Origin of the sequence: Pseudomonas sp. 21LCFQ010 (assembly GCF_024129905.1) — a bacterium.
GTDB lineage: Bacteria > Pseudomonadota > Gammaproteobacteria > Pseudomonadales > Pseudomonadaceae > Aquipseudomonas.
In genome coordinates this window covers 16,957-37,593 of sequence record NZ_JAMYDZ010000021.1, presented here as the reverse complement: position 1 = coordinate 37,593, position 20,637 = coordinate 16,957, and the positions used below count along the sequence as shown (strand labels likewise).

Annotated in this window: 19 protein-coding genes; 11 read left to right on the top strand and 8 right to left on the bottom strand. The window is 61.7% G+C overall.

The window, feature by feature from the left end:
* Nucleotides 1–138: 138 nt before the first annotated feature.
* The 7 genes from glpE to NJC38_RS21050 all read right to left on the bottom strand — a co-directional run bounded on the left by glpE (nt 139) and on the right by NJC38_RS21050 (nt 7,933).
* Nucleotides 139–459 (bottom strand): thiosulfate sulfurtransferase GlpE, encoded by a 321-nt coding sequence (gene glpE / locus NJC38_RS21080; protein ID WP_045484283.1) that lies wholly within the window; start codon nt 457–459, stop codon nt 139–141.
* Nucleotides 456–1,346, bottom strand: a complete 891-nt coding sequence (locus tag NJC38_RS21075; RefSeq protein ID WP_045484280.1) for a symmetrical bis(5'-nucleosyl)-tetraphosphatase — start codon at nt 1,344–1,346, stop codon at nt 456–458. Before NJC38_RS21075 ends, glpE begins: the two co-directional genes overlap by 4 nt.
* On the bottom strand, nt 1,346–1,726 hold the full coding sequence (apaG, locus tag NJC38_RS21070; protein ID WP_045484278.1) for a Co2+/Mg2+ efflux protein ApaG: 381 nt from the start codon (nt 1,724–1,726) through the stop codon (nt 1,346–1,348). The genes NJC38_RS21075 and apaG overlap by 1 nt, the downstream gene beginning before the upstream one ends.
* A gap of 343 nt (nt 1,727–2,069) precedes the next feature.
* A complete protein-coding gene (gene rsmA / locus NJC38_RS21065; protein WP_045484275.1) occupies nt 2,070–2,876 on the bottom strand; it encodes a 16S rRNA (adenine(1518)-N(6)/adenine(1519)-N(6))-dimethyltransferase RsmA in 807 nt (268 codons plus the stop codon).
* A complete protein-coding gene (gene pdxA / locus NJC38_RS21060; RefSeq protein ID WP_253116956.1) occupies nt 2,873–3,862 on the bottom strand; it encodes a 4-hydroxythreonine-4-phosphate dehydrogenase PdxA in 990 nt (329 codons plus the stop codon). Before pdxA ends, rsmA begins: the two co-directional genes overlap by 4 nt.
* Nucleotides 3,859–5,181 (bottom strand): peptidylprolyl isomerase, encoded by a 1,323-nt coding sequence (locus NJC38_RS21055; protein WP_253116955.1) that lies wholly within the window; start codon nt 5,179–5,181, stop codon nt 3,859–3,861. Before NJC38_RS21055 ends, pdxA begins: the two co-directional genes overlap by 4 nt.
* Nucleotides 5,162–7,933: an LPS-assembly protein LptD gene (locus NJC38_RS21050; protein WP_045484266.1), complete on the bottom strand. Its 2,772-nt coding sequence runs from the start codon at nt 7,931–7,933 to the stop codon at nt 5,162–5,164. The genes NJC38_RS21055 and NJC38_RS21050 overlap by 20 nt, the downstream gene beginning before the upstream one ends.
* A 128-nt stretch (nt 7,934–8,061) precedes the next feature.
* Between NJC38_RS21050 and NJC38_RS21045 the strand changes: the two genes are divergently transcribed.
* The 3 genes from NJC38_RS21045 to NJC38_RS21035 are packed head-to-tail and all read left to right on the top strand — an operon-like array spanning nt 8,062 to nt 10,572.
* A complete protein-coding gene (locus NJC38_RS21045; protein ID WP_253116954.1) occupies nt 8,062–9,087 on the top strand; it encodes a phosphotransferase in 1,026 nt (341 codons plus the stop codon).
* Between the two features lie 31 nt (nt 9,088–9,118).
* A complete protein-coding gene (murU, locus tag NJC38_RS21040) occupies nt 9,119–9,805 on the top strand; it encodes an N-acetylmuramate alpha-1-phosphate uridylyltransferase MurU (protein ID WP_253116953.1) in 687 nt (228 codons plus the stop codon).
* Nucleotides 9,805–10,572: a TerB family tellurite resistance protein gene (locus NJC38_RS21035; RefSeq protein ID WP_253116952.1), complete on the top strand. Its 768-nt coding sequence runs from the start codon at nt 9,805–9,807 to the stop codon at nt 10,570–10,572. The genes murU and NJC38_RS21035 overlap by 1 nt, the downstream gene beginning before the upstream one ends.
* Nucleotides 10,573–10,601: 29 nt before the next feature.
* Here the strand turns inward: NJC38_RS21035 and NJC38_RS21030 are convergent, their stop codons facing one another.
* Complete coding sequence (locus NJC38_RS21030) at nt 10,602–11,597, bottom strand: alpha/beta hydrolase family protein (RefSeq protein WP_253116951.1); 996 nt, start codon at nt 11,595–11,597, stop codon at nt 10,602–10,604.
* A gap of 103 nt (nt 11,598–11,700) precedes the next feature.
* Between NJC38_RS21030 and NJC38_RS21025 the strand changes: the two genes are divergently transcribed.
* The 8 genes from NJC38_RS21025 to NJC38_RS20990 all read left to right on the top strand — a co-directional run bounded on the left by NJC38_RS21025 (nt 11,701) and on the right by NJC38_RS20990 (nt 20,611).
* Nucleotides 11,701–13,698 (top strand): transporter substrate-binding domain-containing protein, encoded by a 1,998-nt coding sequence (locus NJC38_RS21025; RefSeq protein ID WP_253116950.1) that lies wholly within the window; start codon nt 11,701–11,703, stop codon nt 13,696–13,698.
* A gap of 5 nt (nt 13,699–13,703) precedes the next feature.
* The gene (locus NJC38_RS21020) at nt 13,704–14,333 is read left to right on the top strand and encodes a response regulator transcription factor (protein WP_045484244.1); all 630 of its coding nucleotides are present in this window, start codon (nt 13,704–13,706) and stop codon (nt 14,331–14,333) included.
* Nucleotides 14,334–14,587: 254 nt separating this feature from the next.
* Entirely contained in the window at nt 14,588–15,712 is a 1,125-nt protein-coding gene (locus NJC38_RS21015) for an ABC transporter ATP-binding protein (RefSeq protein ID WP_045484241.1), read from the top strand.
* 71 nt (nt 15,713–15,783) lie between these two features.
* The gene (locus NJC38_RS21010) at nt 15,784–16,815 is read left to right on the top strand and encodes a polyamine ABC transporter substrate-binding protein (protein WP_253116949.1); all 1,032 of its coding nucleotides are present in this window, start codon (nt 15,784–15,786) and stop codon (nt 16,813–16,815) included.
* A gap of 78 nt (nt 16,816–16,893) precedes the next feature.
* Entirely contained in the window at nt 16,894–18,141 is a 1,248-nt protein-coding gene (locus NJC38_RS21005; protein WP_045484236.1) for an ABC transporter permease, read from the top strand.
* An 11-nt stretch (nt 18,142–18,152) separates the two neighbouring features.
* Nucleotides 18,153–18,977 (top strand): ABC transporter permease, encoded by an 825-nt coding sequence (locus NJC38_RS21000; protein ID WP_045484232.1) that lies wholly within the window; start codon nt 18,153–18,155, stop codon nt 18,975–18,977.
* A gap of 144 nt (nt 18,978–19,121) precedes the next feature.
* Entirely contained in the window at nt 19,122–19,796 is a 675-nt protein-coding gene (gene rpe, locus NJC38_RS20995) for a ribulose-phosphate 3-epimerase (RefSeq protein ID WP_045493903.1), read from the top strand.
* Nucleotides 19,793–20,611 (top strand): phosphoglycolate phosphatase, encoded by an 819-nt coding sequence (locus tag NJC38_RS20990; RefSeq protein ID WP_045484229.1) that lies wholly within the window; start codon nt 19,793–19,795, stop codon nt 20,609–20,611. The genes rpe and NJC38_RS20990 overlap by 4 nt, the downstream gene beginning before the upstream one ends.
* Nucleotides 20,612–20,637: the final 26 nt, after the last annotated feature.

The following is a 20,637-nucleotide window of genomic DNA, read 5'->3' as shown; positions in this document are numbered from 1 at the left end:
CGGATGGCCTGAGGGTAAGGATAGTTGGGTTTCGCAAAGGTACAGGAGCGATATGCTCACAGGGCCCTCAACCGTTCGTCGGTTTCGGGCCCCAGCCCGCGCAGAATGCGGGGTGAGCCTTATGAAATTTTTTTTCAGTCAGCCTTGCGCGGTTTCGCCCGGATAGGTGCTGCGCCACAGTTCGAAACCGCCGTCCAGGCTGTAGACGTCCGAGAAGCCCTGGCTGACCAGATAGGCCGCTGCACTCTGGCTGGAGTTGCCGTGGTAGCAGACCACGATCACTGGCTGGTCGAGGTCGGCCTTGGCAATGAAGTCGGCCAGCGAGTGGTTGTCCAGATGCCGGGAGCCGGCGATATGGTTGCTGGCGAAGGTTTGCGGGTCGCGGATGTCGACCAGTGCCGCGCCCTGTTCGCGCAGGCCCTGGGCCTGCTCGGGGGCGATACGTTTGAATTCTGTCATGTCGGAGGCTCCTGGGCGTTGATGAGGCGGGCGGGTGTCGGCGTGATCGGGTTGGGGGCGACCGCCCGGCCATTATGATCGCAATCGCAGCGGTGGCGCGCCAGCGTGTCGAGGTTGAGCAAAGTCATGCTGCCGCCCCACACGCAGCCGCTGTCCAGAGCAAAGACGCCAGGCTCGTCGCAGCGGCCCTCGAGCGCCGCCCAGTGGCCGAAGACGATCTTCACCTCACGGGTCTTGCGTTGCTTGTGGCTGAACCAGGGCGCGTAGCCGGGCATCGCGGTGTCGATGCCTTCCTTGCCCTTGAGGTCGAGCTTGCCCTCGCTGGTGCAGAAGCGCATGCGGGTAAAGTAATTGGTGATGACCCGCAGGCGCGTGGTGCCCTCCAGGTCGTTGTCCCATTTGGCCGGCTCATTGCCGTACATATGCGCCAGAAACGGTTCGTACTGCTTGTCGTCGCGCAGCGCCTGTTCGACTTCGGCGGCCAGCCGGAGGGCTTTTTTCAGTGACCACTGTGGCGGGATGCCGGCATGGGCCATGGCGATATTACGCTCGGCGTCATAGTGCAGCAGCTTCTGGCGGCGCAGCCAGTCGAGCAGCATCTGGCCGTCGGGTGCGTCGAGAATTTCGCTCAGGGTATCGGACTTTTTCAGGCGTTCGGTCCTGCGCGACACGGCCAGCAGGTGCAAGTCGTGATTGCCCAGCACGCAGGTCACTGAGTCGCGCATGGCGTACAGGTAGCGCAGGGTTTCCAGTGACTGCGGGCCGCGGTTGACCAGGTCGCCGACCAGCCAGAGATTGTCCTGGCCAGGCGTGAAGCGGACTTCTTCAAGCAGGCATTTGAGCGGCTCAAGGCAACCTTGCAGGTCGCCGACGGCGTACACCGCCATCAGTGCAGGGCGCCCGGCACGGCCAGGCGGAACGGGACGATCACGGCATCGAAGCGCTTGCCGTCCTCGGCGAGCATCTGGTAACTGCCCTGCATGTTGCCCACCTTGGCCGGCATCACGGTGCCGCTGCTGTAGGTGTGGCTCTGTCCGGGCTGGATCAGTGGTTGCTGACCGACCACGCCGTCGCCGCGTACTTCTTCGACATTGCCGTCACCATCGGTAATGATCCAGTGGCGTGACAGCAGCTTGGCTGGCAGCAGGCCATTGTTGTGGACAGTGATGGTGTAGGCAAAGGCGAAGCGGCTCTGCTCGGGATTCGATTGTTCAGCGAGGTAGCGGGTTACGACGCTTACATCAATCTGGTAGCGAGGGTCGGACATGCAGTGGGCCTTGAATGCAAAGGGCGGAAAACTCAAGCACTGGCTCAGTTTAGGGTCTGTTGCCATCCCATCACAACCGCGCCGAGGCCTGTTTTGTTGGCCAGTATAGGCGCCACTCTGTTGGAGTGCGTGTAACAAAACAGCCACGGCCCTACGGGTTGCGCGCCAAATCGCGCCATGCTTCGTCGAAGGACTTGAAAAGGGAGCGACCATTTCCTGCGTCCTTCGCCTCGCCTGACACGATTTGGCGCTGCAACGCGGCCTGCGCTGAAACGGCAACAGACCCTACGCCATGTACGGAGAAAGTCATCGGCAGCGATGCTCCCCGTACCGGTCTTTGGGGTCAGTGCGCCTGGCTTTTTTCGCTGAGCTGATCAGCCAGACGGACGAACGCCGCCAGGTCGAGCTGCTCGGGACGCAGGCTGCCGTCTACGCCTGCGGCCTCGATGTCTTCGCTGCTGAGCAGCAGTTTGAGGGTGTTGCGCAGGGTCTTGCGGCGCTGGTTGAAGGCTTCGCGGACGATGCGTTCGAGCAGCCGGTGATCCTTGGCAGGGTGCGGCAGGGTCTCGTGCGGGACCAGCCGTACGATGGCCGAGTCGACCTTGGGCGGCGGGTTGAACGCGCCGGGGCCGACGTTGAACAGGTGTTCGACGCGGCAATGGTATTGGACCATGATCGACAGGCGACCCCAATCACCACCGCCAGGGCCGGCGGCCAGACGCTCGACGACTTCTTTCTGCAACATGAAGTGCATGTCGCGGATCAGCGCCGAATTGTCCAGCAGGTGGAAAATCAGCGGTGTCGAGATGTTGTACGGCAGGTTGCCGACCACTCGCAGGCTGTGCGGCGTCGCGCCCAGGCTGTTGAAGTCGAACTTCAGTGCATCGCCCTGATGCAGGTTGAAGTTGGTCTTGCCGGCGAACTGATGATTGAGGATCGGGATCAGGTCCTTGTCCAGCTCAATCACGTCAAGCTGTGCCCCGCTGCCCAGCAGGCCTTCGGTCAATGCGCCCTGGCCAGGGCCGATTTCCAGCAGGCGGTCTTCGGGGCGGGCACGGATGGCGCGCAGGATACGGTCGATAACTCCGGCGTCGTGCAGGAAGTTCTGGCCAAAGCGCTTGCGCGCCCGGTGTTGGTATTGCTCGGTCATGAATGGGTCTCGGCCATCTGGTAGGCGGTTTGCAGAGCCACGAACAGGCTGCCGGTGTCGATCCGGCCGGTGCCGGCCAGATCCAGTGCGGTGCCGTGATCGACCGAGGTGCGGACGATCGGCAGGCCCAGGGTCACGTTGACCGCAGCGCCGAAGCCTTTGTACTTGAGGACCGGCAAGCCCTGATCGTGATACATCGCCAGCACCGCGTCGCAGTGCTCCAGATATTTGGGGGTAAACAGGGTATCGGCCGGAAGCGGGCCGCGCAGGTCGAAGCCCTCGTTGCGCAGGCGCTCCAGCGTAGGTTCAATGATGTCGATTTCTTCGCGCCCCAGGTGCCCGCCCTCGCCAGCGTGGGGGTTGAGGCCGCAGACCAGAATGCGCGGTGTGCTGATGCCGAACTTGCCGACCAGATCGTTGTGCAGGATGCGGGTCACGCGCTCCAGGCGTTCTGCAGTGATGGCATCGGCCACTTCGCGCAGAGGCAGGTGAGTGGTGACCAGCGCGACACGCAGATCGCCGGTCGCCAGCATCATCACCACTTGTTCGGTGTGGGTCAGTTCTGCAAGAAACTCGGTATGCCCGGAAAAGGCGATACCGCCTTCGTTGATCACGCCCTTGTGCACGGGGGCGGTGATCATGCCGGCGAAATGGCCGTCGAGGCAGCCTTGCGCGGCACGGGTCAGGGTCTGCAGGACGAACGCGGCATTGGCCTTGTCGAGCTGGCCGGTGCGCACCGGTGCCGCCAGTGGTGTGTCCCAGACATACAGGCTGCCAGCAGGCGCGGGCGTGTCAGGAAAGGCGTCAGCGCTGACCGGCAGCAGCTCAACGGCCAGCCCCAGTTGCGCGGCCCGCTCAAGGAGCAGGTCGCGGCTGGTGATGGCGATCACAGGGTGTGGCTGGGGCTGCGCGGCGATCAGCAGGCAAAGGTCAGGACCAATGCCGGCCGGCTCGCCGGGCGTCAGGGCGAAGCGGCGTGGCTTCACTGAGTGGCCTGGGCAGCGCCAGGAAGTTTGATTTCCACGTAGGCTTCGTCGCGGATCTGACGCAGCCAGGTTTGCAGCTCTTCATCGTACTTGCGGTTGCGCAGGGCATTGAGTGCCTGCTGCTCGCGGGCCTGGCTGGTGGCGTCAGTCGAGCGACGTCCCAGCACTTCCAGTACGTGCCAGCCATAGGCGGTCTTGAACGGTTTGGACAGCACGCCTTGCGGCGTCTCGTTCATGACCTGGCGGAACTCTGGAACCAGCGAGTTGGGGTCGACCCAGTTCAGGTCGCCGCCGTTGAGCGCCGAGCCAGGGTCTTCCGAGAAGCTTTTTGCCAGCTCTGCGAAGTCTTCACCGGCCTCGATACGGTCATACAGCTTGCCGGCCAGACGACGGGTTTCGGCTTCGCTGCGGATTTCGCTTGGCTTGATCAGGATGTGGCGAACGCGGACTTCGTCACGCAGTTGTACCTGGCCTTCACCGCCGCGCTTGTCGAGCAGCTTGAGGATAATGAAGCCGCCGGGGGTCCGCGCAGGCGGCGTGATCTCGCCGGGTTTCATCGAGCTGAGCATGTCGCCGAACGGCGGCGGCAATTGAGCAGCTTTACGCCAGCCCATGTCACCGCCGTCCAGGGCGTTCTCGGTTGCCGAGCGAGTAATGGCCAACTGGGCGAAGTCTGCGCCTTTCTGCAGTTGTGCGTAGATATCCTGGGCCTGACGTGCCGCTGCCTGGATATCGGCAGAGGAAGCACTGTCAGAGGTGGCGATCAGGATATTGGCCAGGTGCAGGTCTTCAGACATTTGTGCCTTGCCCAGGTCCGAAGCGAGGAAGTTCTTCACTTCCTGTTCCGAGACCTGGATACGCTCGGCCACCCGGCGCTGACGCACGCGGCTGATGATCATCTCGCGGCGGATCTGTTCACGGGCATCGTTGTACGACAGGCCGTCGTGGGCCAGCGCAGCACGGAACTGTTCGATGCTCATGCCGTTGCGCTGGGCGATGGTTTCGACCGCCGAGTTGAGTTCTTCGTCGCTGATGCGAATGCCGGCGCGATCACCCATCTGCAGTTGCAGGTTTTCCAGAATCAGACGGTCGAGGGCCTGTGGCTGCAGCGCTTCGGCAGGCGGTGTGCCACCACCGCGCTTGGCGATGGTTTGCTGGACTTCGCGCACGCGCTGGTCGAGCTGGCTTTTCATGATGACGTCGTTATCGACGATGGCCACTACGCTGTCGAGCGGTTGGACGGCCGCATGGGCCGCACCGCTCAGCAGCAGGGCGCCCAGCATCAGCGGGCGCAGGCAGTTACAGAGCTTTGTCTTCACGTTCACGATAACCTTGAATGCCGTTGTTCAGGAAGCTCTCGACCTTGGCGCCTGTGACGCCACCGAGGCCCTTCAACACAATTTGCAGGAACACGCCACGGTCGCCTTTCTCGTTCTGAGGGGCTTCCTGGCTGTATTCGTCGTAGTCGACCCAGTAGCGGCTGACCAGCCGCAGCTTCCAGCAGCAGCTGTCATATTCGAAGCCGCCGAAGGCTTCCAGGGTGCGGTCACGGTTGTAGTCATACTGCCAGCGGCTGATCAGGCTCCACTGCGGCACGATTGGCCAGATGACCGAGAAATCGTGCTGCTGGATCTTGTAGTAGTCCTTCACGTAGCCAGGGGTGCCCGGCGTGCCGTAGTCACCGCCGCCCACGCTCCAGCGACCAGTGTTCTGGTCGTAGCGCACCAGGTCATTACGGTAGCGGTAGCCGGCGTTGATGATCTTGCCCGGGTTGTCTTCAGGCTGGTAATGGAACATCGCGCTGCCCGAACGGGTACTGCGGCTGTCCGGGTCCCAGTTGAAGTCGGACGAGAAGCGCCAGTCGCGGTTGAAGCGGAACTCGTATTCCAGGGCATAAGGCGAAACGTTGGCCTGGGCGTCGTCGCGGTCGGCGAACACCACGCCTGGCAGTTGCACCTTGCGGTCGCGGAAATACAAGGCCTGGCCGATGCTGAAGCGTTGGCGCTCGAAGCCGTTGTCTTCGATCCAGCGGTTGGTCACGCCCAGCGACAGCTTGTTCTCGTCACCGATGCGGTCGGCGCCGACGAAGCGGTTGTCGCGGAACAGCGAGCTGTAGTTGAAGGTGGTTTCAGCCGTGTCGAACACCGGAATGTCGGTCTGGTCCTTCTCCGGTACGTAGAGATAGAACAGGCGAGGTTCGAGGGTCTGACGGTAGTCCTTGCCGAACAACTGGGTGTCGCGGTCGAAGTACAGGCCGCTGTCGACGCTGAACACCGGAACGCTGCGGTTCTGGCTGCTGCTGTACTGCTCGTCGGCCAGCAGGCTGTTCTGGCCACGGTTGTCGAGGTCCAGGTCGTACTGGGTGTAGACGTACTTGAGCTTGGGCGTGACGAAGCCCCAGGTCCAGTTCAGCGGCAGGCTGACCGATGGTGCCAGGTTCAGACGGTCGCCGTTGGCGCGGGCCAGGCCTGTGACGTTGTTGTCCAGGCGCGGGCTGGCATTGCCGTTTTCGTCGATGAAGCTGCCGTTGCGCAGGTCACGTTCGAAGCGTACCAGCTCGGTTTGATAATCGAACTGCAGGCCGCCCGGGTTGTACGGCAGGGTGCCGTTCAGGGTCAGCTGTGGCAGACGGTTGTAAGGCGTGATGTTGGCCACGGTGGCCAGCTTGTAGGCCTGTGCGTTGAGTTGCGCGGTGTAGCTGTCGCCGCGGTAGGTCAGCACGCCTTGCTGGTTGATGTAGTCGGTTTTCGACACGCCAATCTGGTCGGTCTGCAGGTCCTGGAAGTAGTACGGATCGCTGATGTCGGTGTAGTCGACCTTGGTCATCCAGCGCGAATCCAGACCACCCTTGTGCTGCCAGTTGATCATCCAGCGGGTCTTGTCGTAGTCGGTCTGCAGCTTGCGCTCGTCTTCTTCGTCGTTGAGCCAGGCGCCGCCGAACTGACCTTCGCTGCTCTTGGTCAGGTAACGGAATTCGCCTTCCATCAACAGGCCACGCTTGCTCATGTAGCGTGGGTACAACGTGGCGTCGTAGTTAGGCGCCAGGTTGAAGTAGTACGGCGTAACCAGCATGAAGCCGGTGTCGCTGCCGGTGCCGATGGTCGGCGGCAGGAAACCGGACTGGCGACGGTCGTCGATCGGGAAGTAGATATACGGTGTGTAGAGGACCGGTATGTCTTTTACCCGCAGGGTGACGTTGGTCGCGGTGCCGAAACCGGTGGCCGGGTTCAGCGTGATGTTATTGCCTTTGAGCGTCCAGGCATTGCTGCCCGGTTCGCAGGAGGTATAGGTACCGTCCTTGAGGCGAATGATGGCGTTCTCGGAGCGCTTGGCGTACTGCGCATTACCGCGGATGTGCGAGTCGTGCAGGACGTATTCGGCGTTGTCGACCTGGGCTTCACCGGTGTCGAGTTGCAACTCGGCACGGTCGCCGACGATCAGCGCGCCTTTGTCGCGCAGGCGTACGTTGCCGGTCAGCTCGCCACGGTTTTCAGCCTGGTGCAGAGCGGCCTCCTGGGCCTCGATCTGCATGCTGCCCTGGCGCATGACCACGTCACCGGCCAGCGAGGCGATCTGCTCTTGCTGCTGGTAGCGCGAAGCCTTGGCACCGATGAAGGTCGGCGCCTCGTTCTTTGGCGTGGTGTCGTCCATGCCCGGGCGCAGCGGCTCGACATAGGCACCGGCACAATAAGGCGCGGTTTCGGCCAGCTGCGCAGGTGTCAGCTTCTCGCGCGGTACCCAGTCAAGGTGGCTGTAGTCGGCACTGCGCGACTTCAGGCCTTTGCCTTTGGCTTGGGTAACCTGTTGGGCGGCGGGCTCTGCTGTCGAGGCGCTGTCGGACACAACGGTGCCGCTGCCGGCGCTGACGGCCGTGGCGGTGTGTGCAGGACGGGGCGGCAATGGCGCAGCGCTGGATTTCGGCGCGCAGTTCCAGGCTCCCGAAGCGGACACCGAACAGTCATACTGGTCGGCGGCAACCACGGAGGTGGAAACCAGAGGTTGCATCGCCAGCAGACTGCCGGTTACCAGCAACGGAAATTTTTTACGAAACGCGGGGGATTTCAATGCCATCTTATTAGTCCGGGCTTCCTGCGCGCCATCTGCCCGCGTGGGGCCGCACGCCTTTCGATGGGCTGAAAAAGATCCCGGATGATAAAGCATGACCCGCTTGACGGCTAGCGCCGTCGGAGACCCTTGTAATGCCAGATCAAGATATACGTCTGCAAAAGCTCAAAGTTTGGCTCGATGAACAGTTACCGCTGCTGTTTCAGCGTCATGGTTGGGGCGATGTTCCTGCGGCGAGCCTGACCGCAGCCAGCAGTGACGCCAGTTTTCGCCGTTATTTCCGCTGGCAGGCTGGCGACCGCACGCTGATCGTGATGGACGCGCCGCCGCCGCAGGAAAACTGTCGGCCGTTCGTTGATATCGCGCAACTGTTGGCAACTTCCGGTATCAACGTGCCGGTTATCCATGCCCAGGACCTGGAGCAGGGGTTTCTGTTGCTCAACGATCTGGGCCGGCAGACTTACCTGGATGTGATCAACGAACACAATGCCGATGAGCTGTTCGAGGACGCCATCGCTGCCTTGCTCGCCTTCCAGCAACTGCCGATGGACGCGCCGCTGCCCAGCTATGATGTGGCGCTGTTGCACCGCGAGCTGGAGCTGTTCCCGGAATGGTATGTGAAGCACCATCTGGGTATCGAATTCAGCACGGCGCAGCAGGCGGCCTGGCAACGCGTCAGTACCCTGTTGATCGACAGCGCGCTGGCCCAGCCCAAGGTCCTGGTGCATCGTGATTTCATGCCGCGTAACCTGATGCTCAGCGCGCCTAACCCTGGCGTGCTGGACTTTCAGGATGCGGTCTACGGCCCGGTGACTTATGACGTCACCTGTCTGTTCAAGGATGCCTTCCTGAGCTGGCCTGAGCAGCGTGTGGCTGGCTGGTTGCAGCAGTATTGGGACAAGGCTCGTGAGGCGGGTATTGCAGTGCAGTCCGAATTTGCCGAGTTTCAGCGCGCCAGCGACCTGATGGGCGTGCAGCGGCACCTGAAAGTCATCGGTATTTTTGCCCGAATCTGCCATCGCGATGGCAAACCGCGTTACCTGAGCGACGTTGCGCGCTTCTTCTCTTATATAGAGGCGGTGCTGGCCAGACGGCCGGAGCTGAGCGAACTGGGGCAACTACTGGCTGAGCTGCGTCAACCTGGCGAAGCGCCGGCCTGAGCATTTCTGGCTGATCATTGAAGAGGGCCTGATGAAAGCGATGATTCTCGCCGCCGGTAAAGGCGAGCGAATGCGTCCACTGACACTGACCACCCCCAAGCCGCTGGTGCGTGCTGCCGGGGTGCCGTTGATTGAGTATCACTTGAAGGCGCTGCATGCAGCGGGCATCCGTGAGGTGGTGATCAACCACGCCTGGCTGGGGCAGCAGATCGAGGATTACCTGGGCGACGGCCAGCGTTATGGTCTGAGCATTGGCTACTCCCCGGAAGGCGAGCCGCTGGAAACCGGAGGTGGAATCTTCCGGGCCTTGCCGTTGCTGGGCAATGAGCCTTTCGTGGTGGTCAATGGTGATGTCTGGACCGATTACGACTTCAGCCAATTGCGCCGCAAGATCGACGGCCTGGCGCATCTGGTGATGATCGATAACCCGCCGCATCACCCTGATGGCGACTTCTCTTTGCTGGGTGAGCAACTGGCTGAGGAGCATTGCGCTGATGAGCGCACCGATGCCCGGCGCCTGACCTACAGCGGTCTTTCGATCATTGATCCGGCGCTGTTTGCCGGTTGTCAGGCGGGTGCCTTCAAACTTGCCCCGCTGCTGCGCGAGGCGATGCGTGCCGGTCGGGTGACTGGCGAGCATTTTCACGGGCACTGGGTGGATGTCGGCACCCTTGAACGGCTGGCAGAAGTCGAGCAACTGCTGGCAGGCAACGCCTGATGCTGTGGCCGGGCACAATTATCGGTGCGGGCGCGGGCTATGCGCTGGCCAACATTCCGGGCGCCTTGTTGGGCGCGTTGCTGGGGCAGGTCATTGATCGGCGCCTGAAGCTGCGCAACTGGGCGTATTTGCGTGAGCGGCTGGGTGGCCGGGCAGCGATTCACGACGCTGACTTGCTGTTCGTCCTGCTGGGGCGCCTGGCCAAGAGCGAGGGCCGGGTGGTGCCCAGCCATATCCATCAGGCACGCAATGAGATGGACCGGCTGCGCTTCAACGAGGCCGAGCGCCTGCGAGCCATCGAGGCGTTCAATCGGGGCCGCGATGGCAAGGAAGGGTTGCGCGGTTATCTGCGTAGCCTGCGCAGCGAGCCGGAAACCGGCGAGGCGTTGTTGCGCGCCTGTTGGCGCATGGCCTGGGCGGACGGCAAGGTGGCGCGCATCGAGCAGGAAATGATCGCGGCCTGGGGGCAATGGCTGGGTTGGTCACCGGTACGGATGCAGACCCTGGCGGCCGAGTACGACCCGATGAAGCGTAACCGGGTCAGTGCCAGTGACGAGTATCAGCAGGCGCTGACGTTACTGGGTGTGGAGGCCGATGCTGACCAGAAAAGCGTCAAACGAGCTTATCGACGTCTGCTCAGTCGCCATCATCCGGACAAGCTTGAAGGCGCCGGGGCCAGTTCCATGAGGGTCCGGGAAGCCACGGAAAAGACCCGCGAACTGCACAGCGCCTATGCCTTGATCAAGACACGGCGCGGTTTCCGTTAGGGTCGCGCCGCGTTCATCAGCGGGGCCGGTTACTCGGCCTGCACCCAGCCGCGGACCCGGCGGAACACCTGTTCCTGTTCGGCCTCGGAAATACCCGCCATATTGACCAGATTTATCTGCGTAAAGCCTGGGCCTTTGCTGCGCTTGCTGACTTGCAGGCGCTCTTCGGCGGCGCGCGAGGGCTGGTTCTTGTAGACGAAATCGGCGGTTTTGACCTTCAGGGTCGGGATGATTTCCGGCAACGAGAGCGTTGCATTGACAGGCTCCCGGGCGGCGATCATGACCAGTTTGTGCACTTGCGCGGTGGAGCGCTCGTTGACGAAGCGAGCGGCCCAGTAGGCGCCGCTGCCGTGGCCGAGCAGGATAATCTGGCGGGCCTGGTGTTGCTGGGCGAAGGCAATTGCGCTGTCGATGCGTGCCAGCACGCGTTCGGCTTCAGCCTCCGCGAGCGCTTTTGCCGCTGCGGCCAGTGCGTCTTGCGCCTGTTGGCGTGCCTGCTCACTGTCGGCTTCGGTTGCTGGCTGGGCAGCGTCCTTGGCCGGTTCCTTGGCAGCCTCTTTGGCCGGTTCAGCCGATCCCGGTTGCGCGGCGTCGGCCGCTTGTGGCTCGCGGGCCTGCAAGGCCGGGTCCTGGATGTCAGGCATCGCCAGGCTCAGGCTGGCCCAGCCGACATCGGGGAATTTGCGCCGCATGGGGCCGATCACATCCGGCCAGTCCGGCGACTCGTCGGCGCCCGGGACGATGATCACCATACCTTGCGGGTCGTCGCTATTGGCCGGCTTCCACAGAGCCAGGAAGGTGGTATCGCCGGCCTGCAGTTGTTGCAGGTCCTGACGTGGCAACTGACGCTCCAGGGCTTGGGCTTCTTCTTGCTCGCGCGGCAGCGGGGCCGGCCGCTCGGCCGTCGTTTCGGCCGGCGCGGTTTCGCTGGCTGGCGCGGGGTCGGCAGCCATCGCGGGCATGATGTGCGTCAGGTTCAGTGACAGCAACAGCGCAGGAAACATTGCGCGAAGGAGGTAGGGCATTGAATATTCCAGGCCAGTATCAAATGCTGGCAACCTGACAAGGCAGCAGCGTACAGGTGGGTTTGCCTGTCCGGGTATGGGAACAGACGAGAATGAAGCCTTGATGATAGCGGTTGTGCGTGGTTTTTTTATCGGCAGTCTGACGCTGCTCTTGATGCTGGCCACGCTGCCAGTGCGAGCGGATGAGCCTGAGCCTTCGTTCTGGGCGCCCCTGACCCGCGAACAGCGTGCCTGGCTTGACCAGCATGGCCCGTTGCGCGTGGGTTTATTGCTGCGTGCACCTTACGCGCAGTTTGATCAGCGGCTGCAGCAGTTGTCCGGGGCCAACGTCGACCTGATGAAGTCGGTGGCCAGCGCACTGCGGGTGGAGCTGGTGTGGCGGACCTATCCGGATCAGGCGGCCATGGAAAAGGCCCTGAAGGATGGCGAGCTGGATCTGGCCCCAGGTTTGATGCAGACCCCGGCCGGGCTGCGCCACTGGCTGTTCTCTGATCCTTACCTGCGGGTTTCGCAACTGCTGGTGGGGGAGCGCGACGGTGGCGGGACGGTGGACCTTGATACTCTGGATGAGCGTTCGCGGGTGGCGGTGCGCATGCCCGGTGCTACGGCGGATTATCTGCGCAGCAACTTTGCTCATCTGAACCTGCAAGGCGTGCCGCTGGAGCGTCAGGCGCTGCAACTGTTGCTCAGTCAGCAGGCGCGTTACGCGGTGGTGGACGAAGCGCAACTCAGCCGCCTGTTTCGTGAGCCCGAGTTCGCCGGCCTGGCGATTGTCGGCGATATCGGCTTGCCGCAGTTGTTGCGCATCGGCTCGCGGCGTGACTCGCCGGAGCTGGCGGCAATCGTCAGCGAAGCGCTGCTGGCGATTCCGGCCAAGGAGCTGGACCAGTTGCATACCCGCTGGATGCCGCTGACCTCATCGCGGTTCACCGAGTCCACGGGCTTGTGGAAGAACCTGTGTCTGCTGCTGTTGGCGCTGTTGCTCGCCAGTGCGGCGATTGTCGTGTGGCAGCGGCGCATGCAGCAGAGCCTGGAGCGGCAGTTGCTCGATGCCCGGGAAGACATTACCCGGCGCCTGGCCAGTGAGGAGGCGTTGCGCCTGGCGCAGTTCTCCATCGACCAGAGCACCGTAGGGATTCTCTGGGTCAATTGGGACAGCCGGGTGCGCTACGCCAATCATGCTGCCGAAACCATGCTGGGTTATGCCGCAGGCAAAGTGGTCGACCGGCCTTTGATCGATTTTGAGCCTGGCCTGCACATGGATCGCTGGCTGAACCTGTGGCGTAACGCGCGCTCCAGTGAAGACAGCCCGCAGGTGTTCGAGACCAACTGCATCCGCGCCGATGGCAGCGTGTTGCCGACCGACGTGTCGCTGAGCTTCCTGCGCTTTCGCGAGGCCGAGTACCTGGTGGTGTTTCTTAGCGATGTCAGCGAGCGACGCCGTGCTCACGAGCAGCTACGCGAGTTGTCAGCGCACCTGGAAAGCGTGCGTGAGGAGGAGAAGGCGCGGATTGCCCGTGAGGTGCATGACGAACTGGGGCAGATGCTCACCGTGCTTAAACTGGAAACTTCCATGTGCGAGCTGGCCTATGCGGATCTGGACCCAGGGCTGGGCGAGCGCCTTAACAGCATGAAACGCCTGATCGCCCAGTTGTTTCAGCTGGTGCGTGATGTCGCCACGGCGCTGCGCCCGCCGATTCTGGATGCCGGAATCGCCTCGGCCATCGAGTGGCAGGCGCGGCGTTTCGAAGAGCGTACCCAGATCCCGTGCCTGGTGCAGGTGCCGGATAACCTGCCGGCGCTCAGTGATGCGCGTGCCGTCGGTCTGTTCCGTATCCTTCAGGAGGCGTTGACCAATGTCATGCGCCATGCCGCTGCGCACTCGGTTCAGATCAGCCTGACCCTGGCCGATAACCTGTTATGCCTGAGCATCGCTGATGACGGTAAAGGCTTCGATCCGCAGACCGAGCGGCCGGCGTCTTTCGGTCTGGTCGGCATGCGTGAGCGGGTGCTGATGCTGGGCGGCAGTCTGGAGCTGGACAGCGAACCGGGCGAGGGCACAACCTTGCATATCTATATCCCCATCCCGCAGCAGGAGTGAGCACTGTGATTCGTGTACTGGTAGCCGAAGACCACACCATCGTGCGCGAAGGCATCAAGCAGCTCATCGGTCTGGCCAAGGACATGCAAGTGGTTGGCGAAGCCAGCAACGGCGAACAGTTGCTGGAGACTTTACGTCAGGTGCCTTGCGAGGTGGTGTTGCTGGACATCTCCATGCCCGGCGTCAACGGTCTGGAAGCCATTCCACGGATTCGCGCGCTGAACAATCCACCGGCAATCCTGATGCTGTCAATGCATGATGAAGCGCAAATGGCCGCCCGGGCACTGAAGTTCGGTGCGGCGGGGTACGCGACCAAGGACAGCGATCCGGCATTGCTGCTGACCGCGATTCGCCGGGTGGCGGCCGGTGGGCGCTACATCGACCCGGAACTGGCCGACCGCATGGTGTTTGAGGTCGGTCTGACTGACAGCCGACCACTGCACTCGTTACTGTCCGAACGCGAGTTTTCGGTGTTCGAGCGTTTGGCTCAGGGCGCCAACGTCAACGACATTGCCCATCAGTTGGCCCTCAGTAGCAAGACCATCAGTACCCACAAGGCGCGGCTGATGCAGAAACTCAACGTCAATTCGGTGGCCGAACTGGTCAAATATGCGCTGGAGCACAAGCTGCTTTAACCCTGCACTTATCTGTAACCGACTGGGTAGGAGCGGCTTCAGCCGCGAATAATCGCGACGGTTCGCGGCTAAAGCCGCTCCTGCGAGGTTCAAGGCAATTTTGCATATTCAATAGCGTCATCCGTGTAGGGCGATCCCTACAAATCACCTTCCATCGCGCTTAGCTCATTCTCTCCGCGCTGCCGATTTGCGTGGCCTATGGCCTGCACTAATCTTGAACTCACGCAGTCATAGTCATAACAAAGGTGTGGGTAATGAGCGACGTCGATTCAAGTGCTGGGGCCAATGATGTTCTGGTCAGCTTTCGTGGTGTGCAGAAGAGCTACGATGGCGAATCACTGATCGTCAAAGACCTGAACCTGGATATTCGCAAAGGCGAGTTCCTGACCCTGCTCGGGCCATCCGGCTCGGGCAAGACCACCAGCCTGATGATGCTGGCCGGCTTCGAAACGCCGACCGCCGGGCAAATCCTGCTTAACGGCCGGGCCATCAACAACGTGCCACCGCACAAGCGCGACATTGGCATGGTGTTCCAGAACTACGCGTTGTTCCCGCACATGACGGTGGCCGAGAACCTGGCATTCCCGCTCTCGGTGCGTGGCCTGAGCAAGACCGATATCGGCGAGAAGGTCAAACGTGCCTTGGGCATGGTCCAGCTCGACGCCTTCGCGCATCGTTACCCGACCCAGATGTCCGGTGGTCAGCAGCAGCGTGTGGCGCTGGCCCGTGCGCTGGTGTTCGAGCCGCAACTGGTGCTGATGGACGAACCGCTGGGGGCCCTCGACAAGCAGTTGCGTGAACACATGCAGATGGAGATCAAGCACCTGCACCAGCGTCTTGGCGTGACCGTGGTCTACGTGACCCACGACCAGGGCGAGGCGCTGACCATGTCCGACCGCGTGGCGGTATTCCATCAAGGCGAAATCCAGCAGATCGACGCCCCGCGCACGCTCTATGAAGCGCCGAAAAATACTTTTGTAGCCAACTTCATTGGCGAGAACAACCGCCTCAATGGCCGTCTGGTCAGCCAGGAAGGTGAGCGTTGCGTAGTGGAGCTGAGCCGTGGCGAGAAGGTTCAGGCGCTGGCGGTGAACGTCGGCCAGAGCGGCGACCCGGTGACGCTGTCGATCCGCCCTGAGCGCATCAGCCTCAATGGCCGCAGTGAGAGTTGCGCCAACCGTTTCTCTGGCCGGGTGGCCGAATTCATCTACCTGGGCGACCACGTCCGGGTGCGTATGGAGGTCGCCGGTAAAACCGACTTCTTCGTCAAACAGCCAATCGCCGAACTCGACCCTGCCATGCGCGTGGGCGATGTCGTGCCGATCGGTTGGCAGATCGAGCACGCCCGTGCGCTCGATCCGCTGCAGCAAGTGCACTAAAACCCTGAACAGAGACGATCCATCGTCCTCACTCATTGCTTAACCAACACTGCCCGTGGAGAGAAGAATAAATGCTCAAACCATTGAAGTTCACCGCTATTACGCTGGGAATGATGTGTGCAGCGCACGCCATGGCAACCGATCTGACCGTTATTTCCTTCGGCGGCGCCAACAAGGCCGCCCAGGAAAAAGCCTTCTATGCCCCGTGGGAGAAGGCTGGCAACGGCAAGATCATTGCAGGTGAGTACAACGGTGAAATGGCCAAGATCAAGACCATGGTCGACACCAAGAGCGTGTCCTGGGACCTGGTAGAGGTTGAGTCGCCGGAGCTGGCACGCGGTTGCGACGAAGACATGTTCGAAGAGCTGGATCCGAAGCTGCTGGGTGATGCTGGCAAATACGTCAAAGGCGCGATTACCACCTGTGGCGCAGGCTTCTTCGTCTGGTCCACGGTCCTTGCCTACAATGCCGATAAAGTCAGCACCGCACCGACCAGTTGGGTTGATTTCTGGGACACCAAGAAATTCCCGGGCAAGCGCGGCCTGCGCAAAGGCGCCAAGTACACCCTGGAATTCGCCCTGATGGCCGATGGTGTGGCACCGAAAGATGTCTACACCGTACTGGCCAGCAAAGACGGCCAAGACCGCGCCTTCAAGAAACTCGACGAGCTCAAGGCAAATATTCAGTGGTGGGAAGCCGGTGCCCAGCCGCCGCAATACCTGGCCTCGGGTGACGTTGTCATGAGTTCGGCCTACAACGGTCGTATTGCTGCGGTGCAGAAAGAAAGCAACCTGAAAGTGGTGTGGAACGGCGGCGTGTATGACTTCGACGCATGGGCCATTCCGAAGGGTTCGAAAAATGCCGAGGCGGCCAAGAAGTTCATTGCCTACACGTTGGGCGCCGAACAGCAGAAGACTTATTCGGAAAACATCGCTTACGGCCCGGCCAACACCGACGCTGTGAAGCTGCTGGACAAGACCATTCTGGCTAACATGCCGACCACCGAAGAAAACATCAAAGACCAGGTGCAGATGAACGTTACGTTCTGGAACGACAACGGCGAAACCCTGGAACAGCGCTTCACTGCCTGGGCTGCCAAGTAAGCGTCCGCCCCTGCGTAAGACCGGGGGTATTTCCTGTCAGGGGAATGCCCCCCTCGTTAAAAGATTTCGGAGTTCGCTATGGCCACCGCCGTGCCCCTGTCTGAAGGCGCCAGTCCCAACCTCAAGCAACGTCTGGCTCGTGCCGAACGGGTCAACCGTTTCAAGGCTCAGGCATTGATCGCGCCGCTGGTTATATTTCTGCTGTTGGTGTTTCTGGTGCCGATTGCTGCGCTGCTTTACAAGAGCGTGGGTAACCCAGAGGTCGTTGAAGCACTGCCTACCACCATCGTTGAGGTGGACAAGTGGGATGGCAAAGGCCTGCCGCCGGAAGCGGCGTACAAGGCGTTGAGCCTGGACCTGGCCGAAGCCCGCAAGAATTCGACTGTAGGTGAGCTGTCCAAGCGCCTGAACCAGGAACTGGCCGGTTATCGCAGTCTGTTGAGCAAGACCTCCCGTGCGCTGCCGTTCGCGACTGAACCGGTGTCGTACAAAGAAGCACTCGAAGCGCTGGACGAGCGTTGGGGCGACCCGGCCTATTGGCAGGCGATTCGTCGTAACACCAGTAGCGTCACCCCATATTACCTGCTGGCAGCGCTCGATCACCGTATCGACGATGTTGGCGAAGTGGCCCCGGCCTCACCGGATCAGGCCATCTACCTGGATATTTTTGCCCGCACCTTCTGGATGGGGCTGGTGATCACCGCCATCTGTCTGGTGCTGGCTTACCCGCTGGCTTACCTGCTGGCCAGCCTGCCGTCGCGGCAGAGCAACTTGCTGATGATTCTGGTGCTGTTGCCGTTCTGGACCTCGATCCTGGTGCGGGTGGCGGCGTGGATCGTGCTGCTGCAATCGAGTGGCTTGATCAACAGTGCGCTAATGGCCATGGGCATTATCGATAAACCGCTGGAGCTGGTGTTCAACCGGGTCGGGGTGTACATCGCCATGGTGCATATCATGCTGCCGTTCATGATCCTGCCGATCTACAGCGTGATGAAAAACATCTCGCCGAGCTACATGCGTGCGGCGATTTCGCTGGGTTGCCACCCGTTCGCCAGTTTCTGGCGGGTGTACTTCCCGCAGACCTACGCCGGGATCGGTGCTGGTTGCCTGTTGGTGTTCATCCTGTCGATCGGCTACTACATTACTCCGGCGTTGCTGGGCAGCCCGAACGATCAGATGGTCAGCTACTTCGTTGCCTTCTACACCAACACCAGCATCAACTGGGGCATGGCGACAGCGCTGGGCGGCCTGCTGCTGCTGGCGACCATCTTGCTGTACCTGATCTATAGCTGGTTGGTCGGCGCCAGCCGCCTGCGTCTGAGCTGAGGAGAATCGCCATGCTGACCCCTTACACTTCGCCCGTCGAGCGCATCTGGTACTACAGCCTGCGCATCCTCTGCGCGCTGATTCTGCTGTTTCTGGTGCTGCCGGTGCTGGTGATCGTGCCGCTGTCGTTCAACTCCGGAAGCTTTCTGGTCTACCCGCTGCAAGGGTTCTCGCTGCAGTGGTATGAAAACTTCTTCGAGTCAGCCGAGTGGATGCGCGCCCTGAAAAACAGCCTGATCGTCGCCCCGGCAGCGACCTTCCTGGCCATGGTGTTCGGCACCCTGGCTTCGATCGGCCTGACCCGTGGCGATTTCCCCGGCAAGCCGCTGGTCATGGCCCTGGTGATTTCGCCCATGGTCGTGCCGGTGGTGATCGTGGGTGTTGCCAGCTACCTGTTCTTCGCGCCATTGGGGCTGGGCAACAGCTACACCGCGCTGATCCTGGTGCATGCGGTACTGGGTGTGCCGTTCGTGATCATTACTGTGTCGGCCACTTTGCAGGGCTTTAACCATAACCTGGTGCGTGCCGCCGCCAGCCTGGGCGCTTCGCCGCTGACCGCGTTTCGCCGCGTGACCCTGCCGCTGATCGCCCCTGGCGTGATCAGTGGCGCGCTGTTCGCCTTCGCCACCTCGTTCGACGAGGTGGTGGTGACCCTGTTCCTCGCCGGCCCCGAGCAAGCGACCCTGCCCCGGCAGATGTTCAGCGGCATCCGCGAGAACCTTAGCCCGACCATCGCCGCTGCCGCGACCTTGCTGATCGGCTTCTCCGTGGCCCTGTTGCTGGTGCTGGAATGGTTGCGCGGGCGCAGCGAGAAACTGCGCACCCAGGCGGAATAAAGCAGCCACAAGCTGCGAGCTTCAAGCGGCAAGCAAGAGCGGTCCGTGGTGAAGGCTGCTCTTGCTTATGGCTTGCAGCTTGCGGCTTGAAGCTGCTACTGGGGTACAATGCGCGCCACCGTGATTCAGTCCAACAGGTGCGCCATGCAGCCCTTCGTTATTGCTCCATCGATTCTTTCCGCCGACTTCGCCCGCCTCGGGCAGGATGTCGACAGTGTCCTGGCCGCTGGAGCCGACTTCGTGCACTTCGATGTAATGGACAACCATTACGTGCCGAATCTGACCATCGGCCCGATGGTATGCAGCGCTTTGCGCAAGTATGGCGTCACCGCGCCGATCGATGTGCATCTGATGGTCAGCCCGGTCGATCGCATCATCGGCGACTTCATCGAGGCCGGTGCCAGTTACATCACTTTCCACCCCGAAGCCAGCCAGCATGTTGATCGGTCCCTGCAACTGATCCGTGACGGTGGCTGCAAGTCGGGCCTGGTGTTCAACCCGGCCACGCCATTGAGCGTGCTGGAGTACGTGATGGACAAGGTCGACATGATCCTGCTGATGAGCGTCAACCCAGGCTTCGGCGGGCAGAAGTTCATTCCCGGTACGCTGGACAAGCTGCGTCAGGCACGTGCGCTGATCGACGCATCGGGCCGTGACATTCGTCTGGAAATCGACGGCGGCGTGAACGTGCAGAACATCCGCGAGATCGCTGCCGCCGGGGCCGATACTTTCGTGGCCGGCTCGGCAATCTTCAATGCCCCGGACTACAAGCAAGTCATCGATAAAATGCGCAGCGAGCTGGCAGCGGCCCGCCCATGAGCGGCTTCGAGCAGCTTTTTCCAGGCCAGTTGCCGAAACTGATCATGTTCGATCTGGACGGCACCCTGGTCGACTCGGTGCCCGACCTGGCCGTGGCAGTCGACAAGATGCTGCTGGGGCTTGGGCGTCCGGCGGCGGGGCTGGAGGCTGTACGGGCCTGGGTTGGCAATGGCGCACCGGTGCTGGTGCGCCGTGCCCTGGCCGGGGATATCGAGCATGCGAGCGTCGATGCCGGGTTGGCCGAACAGGGGCTTGAACTGTTCATGCAGGCCTATGCCGAGAAGCATGAACATACCGTGGTGTACCCCGGTGTGCGCGAAACCCTGAAGTGGCTGCAGAAGAAGGGCGTGGAAATGGCCCTGATCACCAACAAGCCGGAGCAGTTCGTCGCGCCGCTGCTTGATGAGATGAAACTGGGGCGGTTTTTCCGCTGGATCATCGGCGGCGATACCCTGCCACAGAAAAAACCCGACCCGGCGGCGTTGTTTCAGGTCATGAAAATGGCCGGAGTAGACGCCTCCCAAGCACTGTTCGTGGGCGATTCGCGCAGTGATGTGCAGGCGGCCAAGGCGGCCGGGGTTGCCAGTGTCGGCCTGACCTATGGTTACAACCATGGGCGACCGATTGCCGAGGAGTCGCCGTCGCTGGTGATTGATGATCTGCGCAAGCTGATTCCCGGTTGCCTGGACATGGGCGCTGAGATACTGTTGCCCGACATTGAACATCCCTCGCAAAGAGATTCCATCGTGGTGGTCACTCGCAAACTCTGGATGAAAGTCATCAAGGCCCTGGCCCGCTGGCGCTGGCGCGCCTGACTTGTTCCTGGCCGCGCATGCGGCAC

Coding starts and splice junctions, on each gene's coding strand:
- rpe (WP_045493903.1), top strand. CDS start 19,122: ATGCAGCCCTTCGTTATTGCTCCATCGATTCTTTCCGCCGACTTCGCC.
- rsmA (WP_045484275.1), bottom strand. CDS start 2,876: ATGACCGAGCAATACCAACACCGGGCGCGCAAGCGCTTTGGCCAGAAC.
- NJC38_RS20990 (WP_045484229.1), top strand. CDS start 19,793: ATGAGCGGCTTCGAGCAGCTTTTTCCAGGCCAGTTGCCGAAACTGATC.
- NJC38_RS21005 (WP_045484236.1), top strand. CDS start 16,894: ATGGCCACCGCCGTGCCCCTGTCTGAAGGCGCCAGTCCCAACCTCAAG.
- NJC38_RS21075 (WP_045484280.1), bottom strand. CDS start 1,346: ATGGCGGTGTACGCCGTCGGCGACCTGCAAGGTTGCCTTGAGCCGCTC.
- NJC38_RS21010 (WP_253116949.1), top strand. CDS start 15,784: ATGCTCAAACCATTGAAGTTCACCGCTATTACGCTGGGAATGATGTGT.
- glpE (WP_045484283.1), bottom strand. CDS start 459: ATGACAGAATTCAAACGTATCGCCCCCGAGCAGGCCCAGGGCCTGCGC.
- apaG (WP_045484278.1), bottom strand. CDS start 1,726: ATGTCCGACCCTCGCTACCAGATTGATGTAAGCGTCGTAACCCGCTAC.
- murU (WP_253116953.1), top strand. CDS start 9,119: ATGAAAGCGATGATTCTCGCCGCCGGTAAAGGCGAGCGAATGCGTCCA.
- NJC38_RS21035 (WP_253116952.1), top strand. CDS start 9,805: ATGCTGTGGCCGGGCACAATTATCGGTGCGGGCGCGGGCTATGCGCTG.
- NJC38_RS21015 (WP_045484241.1), top strand. CDS start 14,588: ATGAGCGACGTCGATTCAAGTGCTGGGGCCAATGATGTTCTGGTCAGC.
- NJC38_RS21045 (WP_253116954.1), top strand. CDS start 8,062: ATGCCAGATCAAGATATACGTCTGCAAAAGCTCAAAGTTTGGCTCGAT.
- NJC38_RS21000 (WP_045484232.1), top strand. CDS start 18,153: ATGCTGACCCCTTACACTTCGCCCGTCGAGCGCATCTGGTACTACAGC.
- NJC38_RS21050 (WP_045484266.1), bottom strand. CDS start 7,933: ATGGCATTGAAATCCCCCGCGTTTCGTAAAAAATTTCCGTTGCTGGTA.
- NJC38_RS21030 (WP_253116951.1), bottom strand. CDS start 11,597: ATGCCCTACCTCCTTCGCGCAATGTTTCCTGCGCTGTTGCTGTCACTG.
- NJC38_RS21025 (WP_253116950.1), top strand. CDS start 11,701: ATGATAGCGGTTGTGCGTGGTTTTTTTATCGGCAGTCTGACGCTGCTC.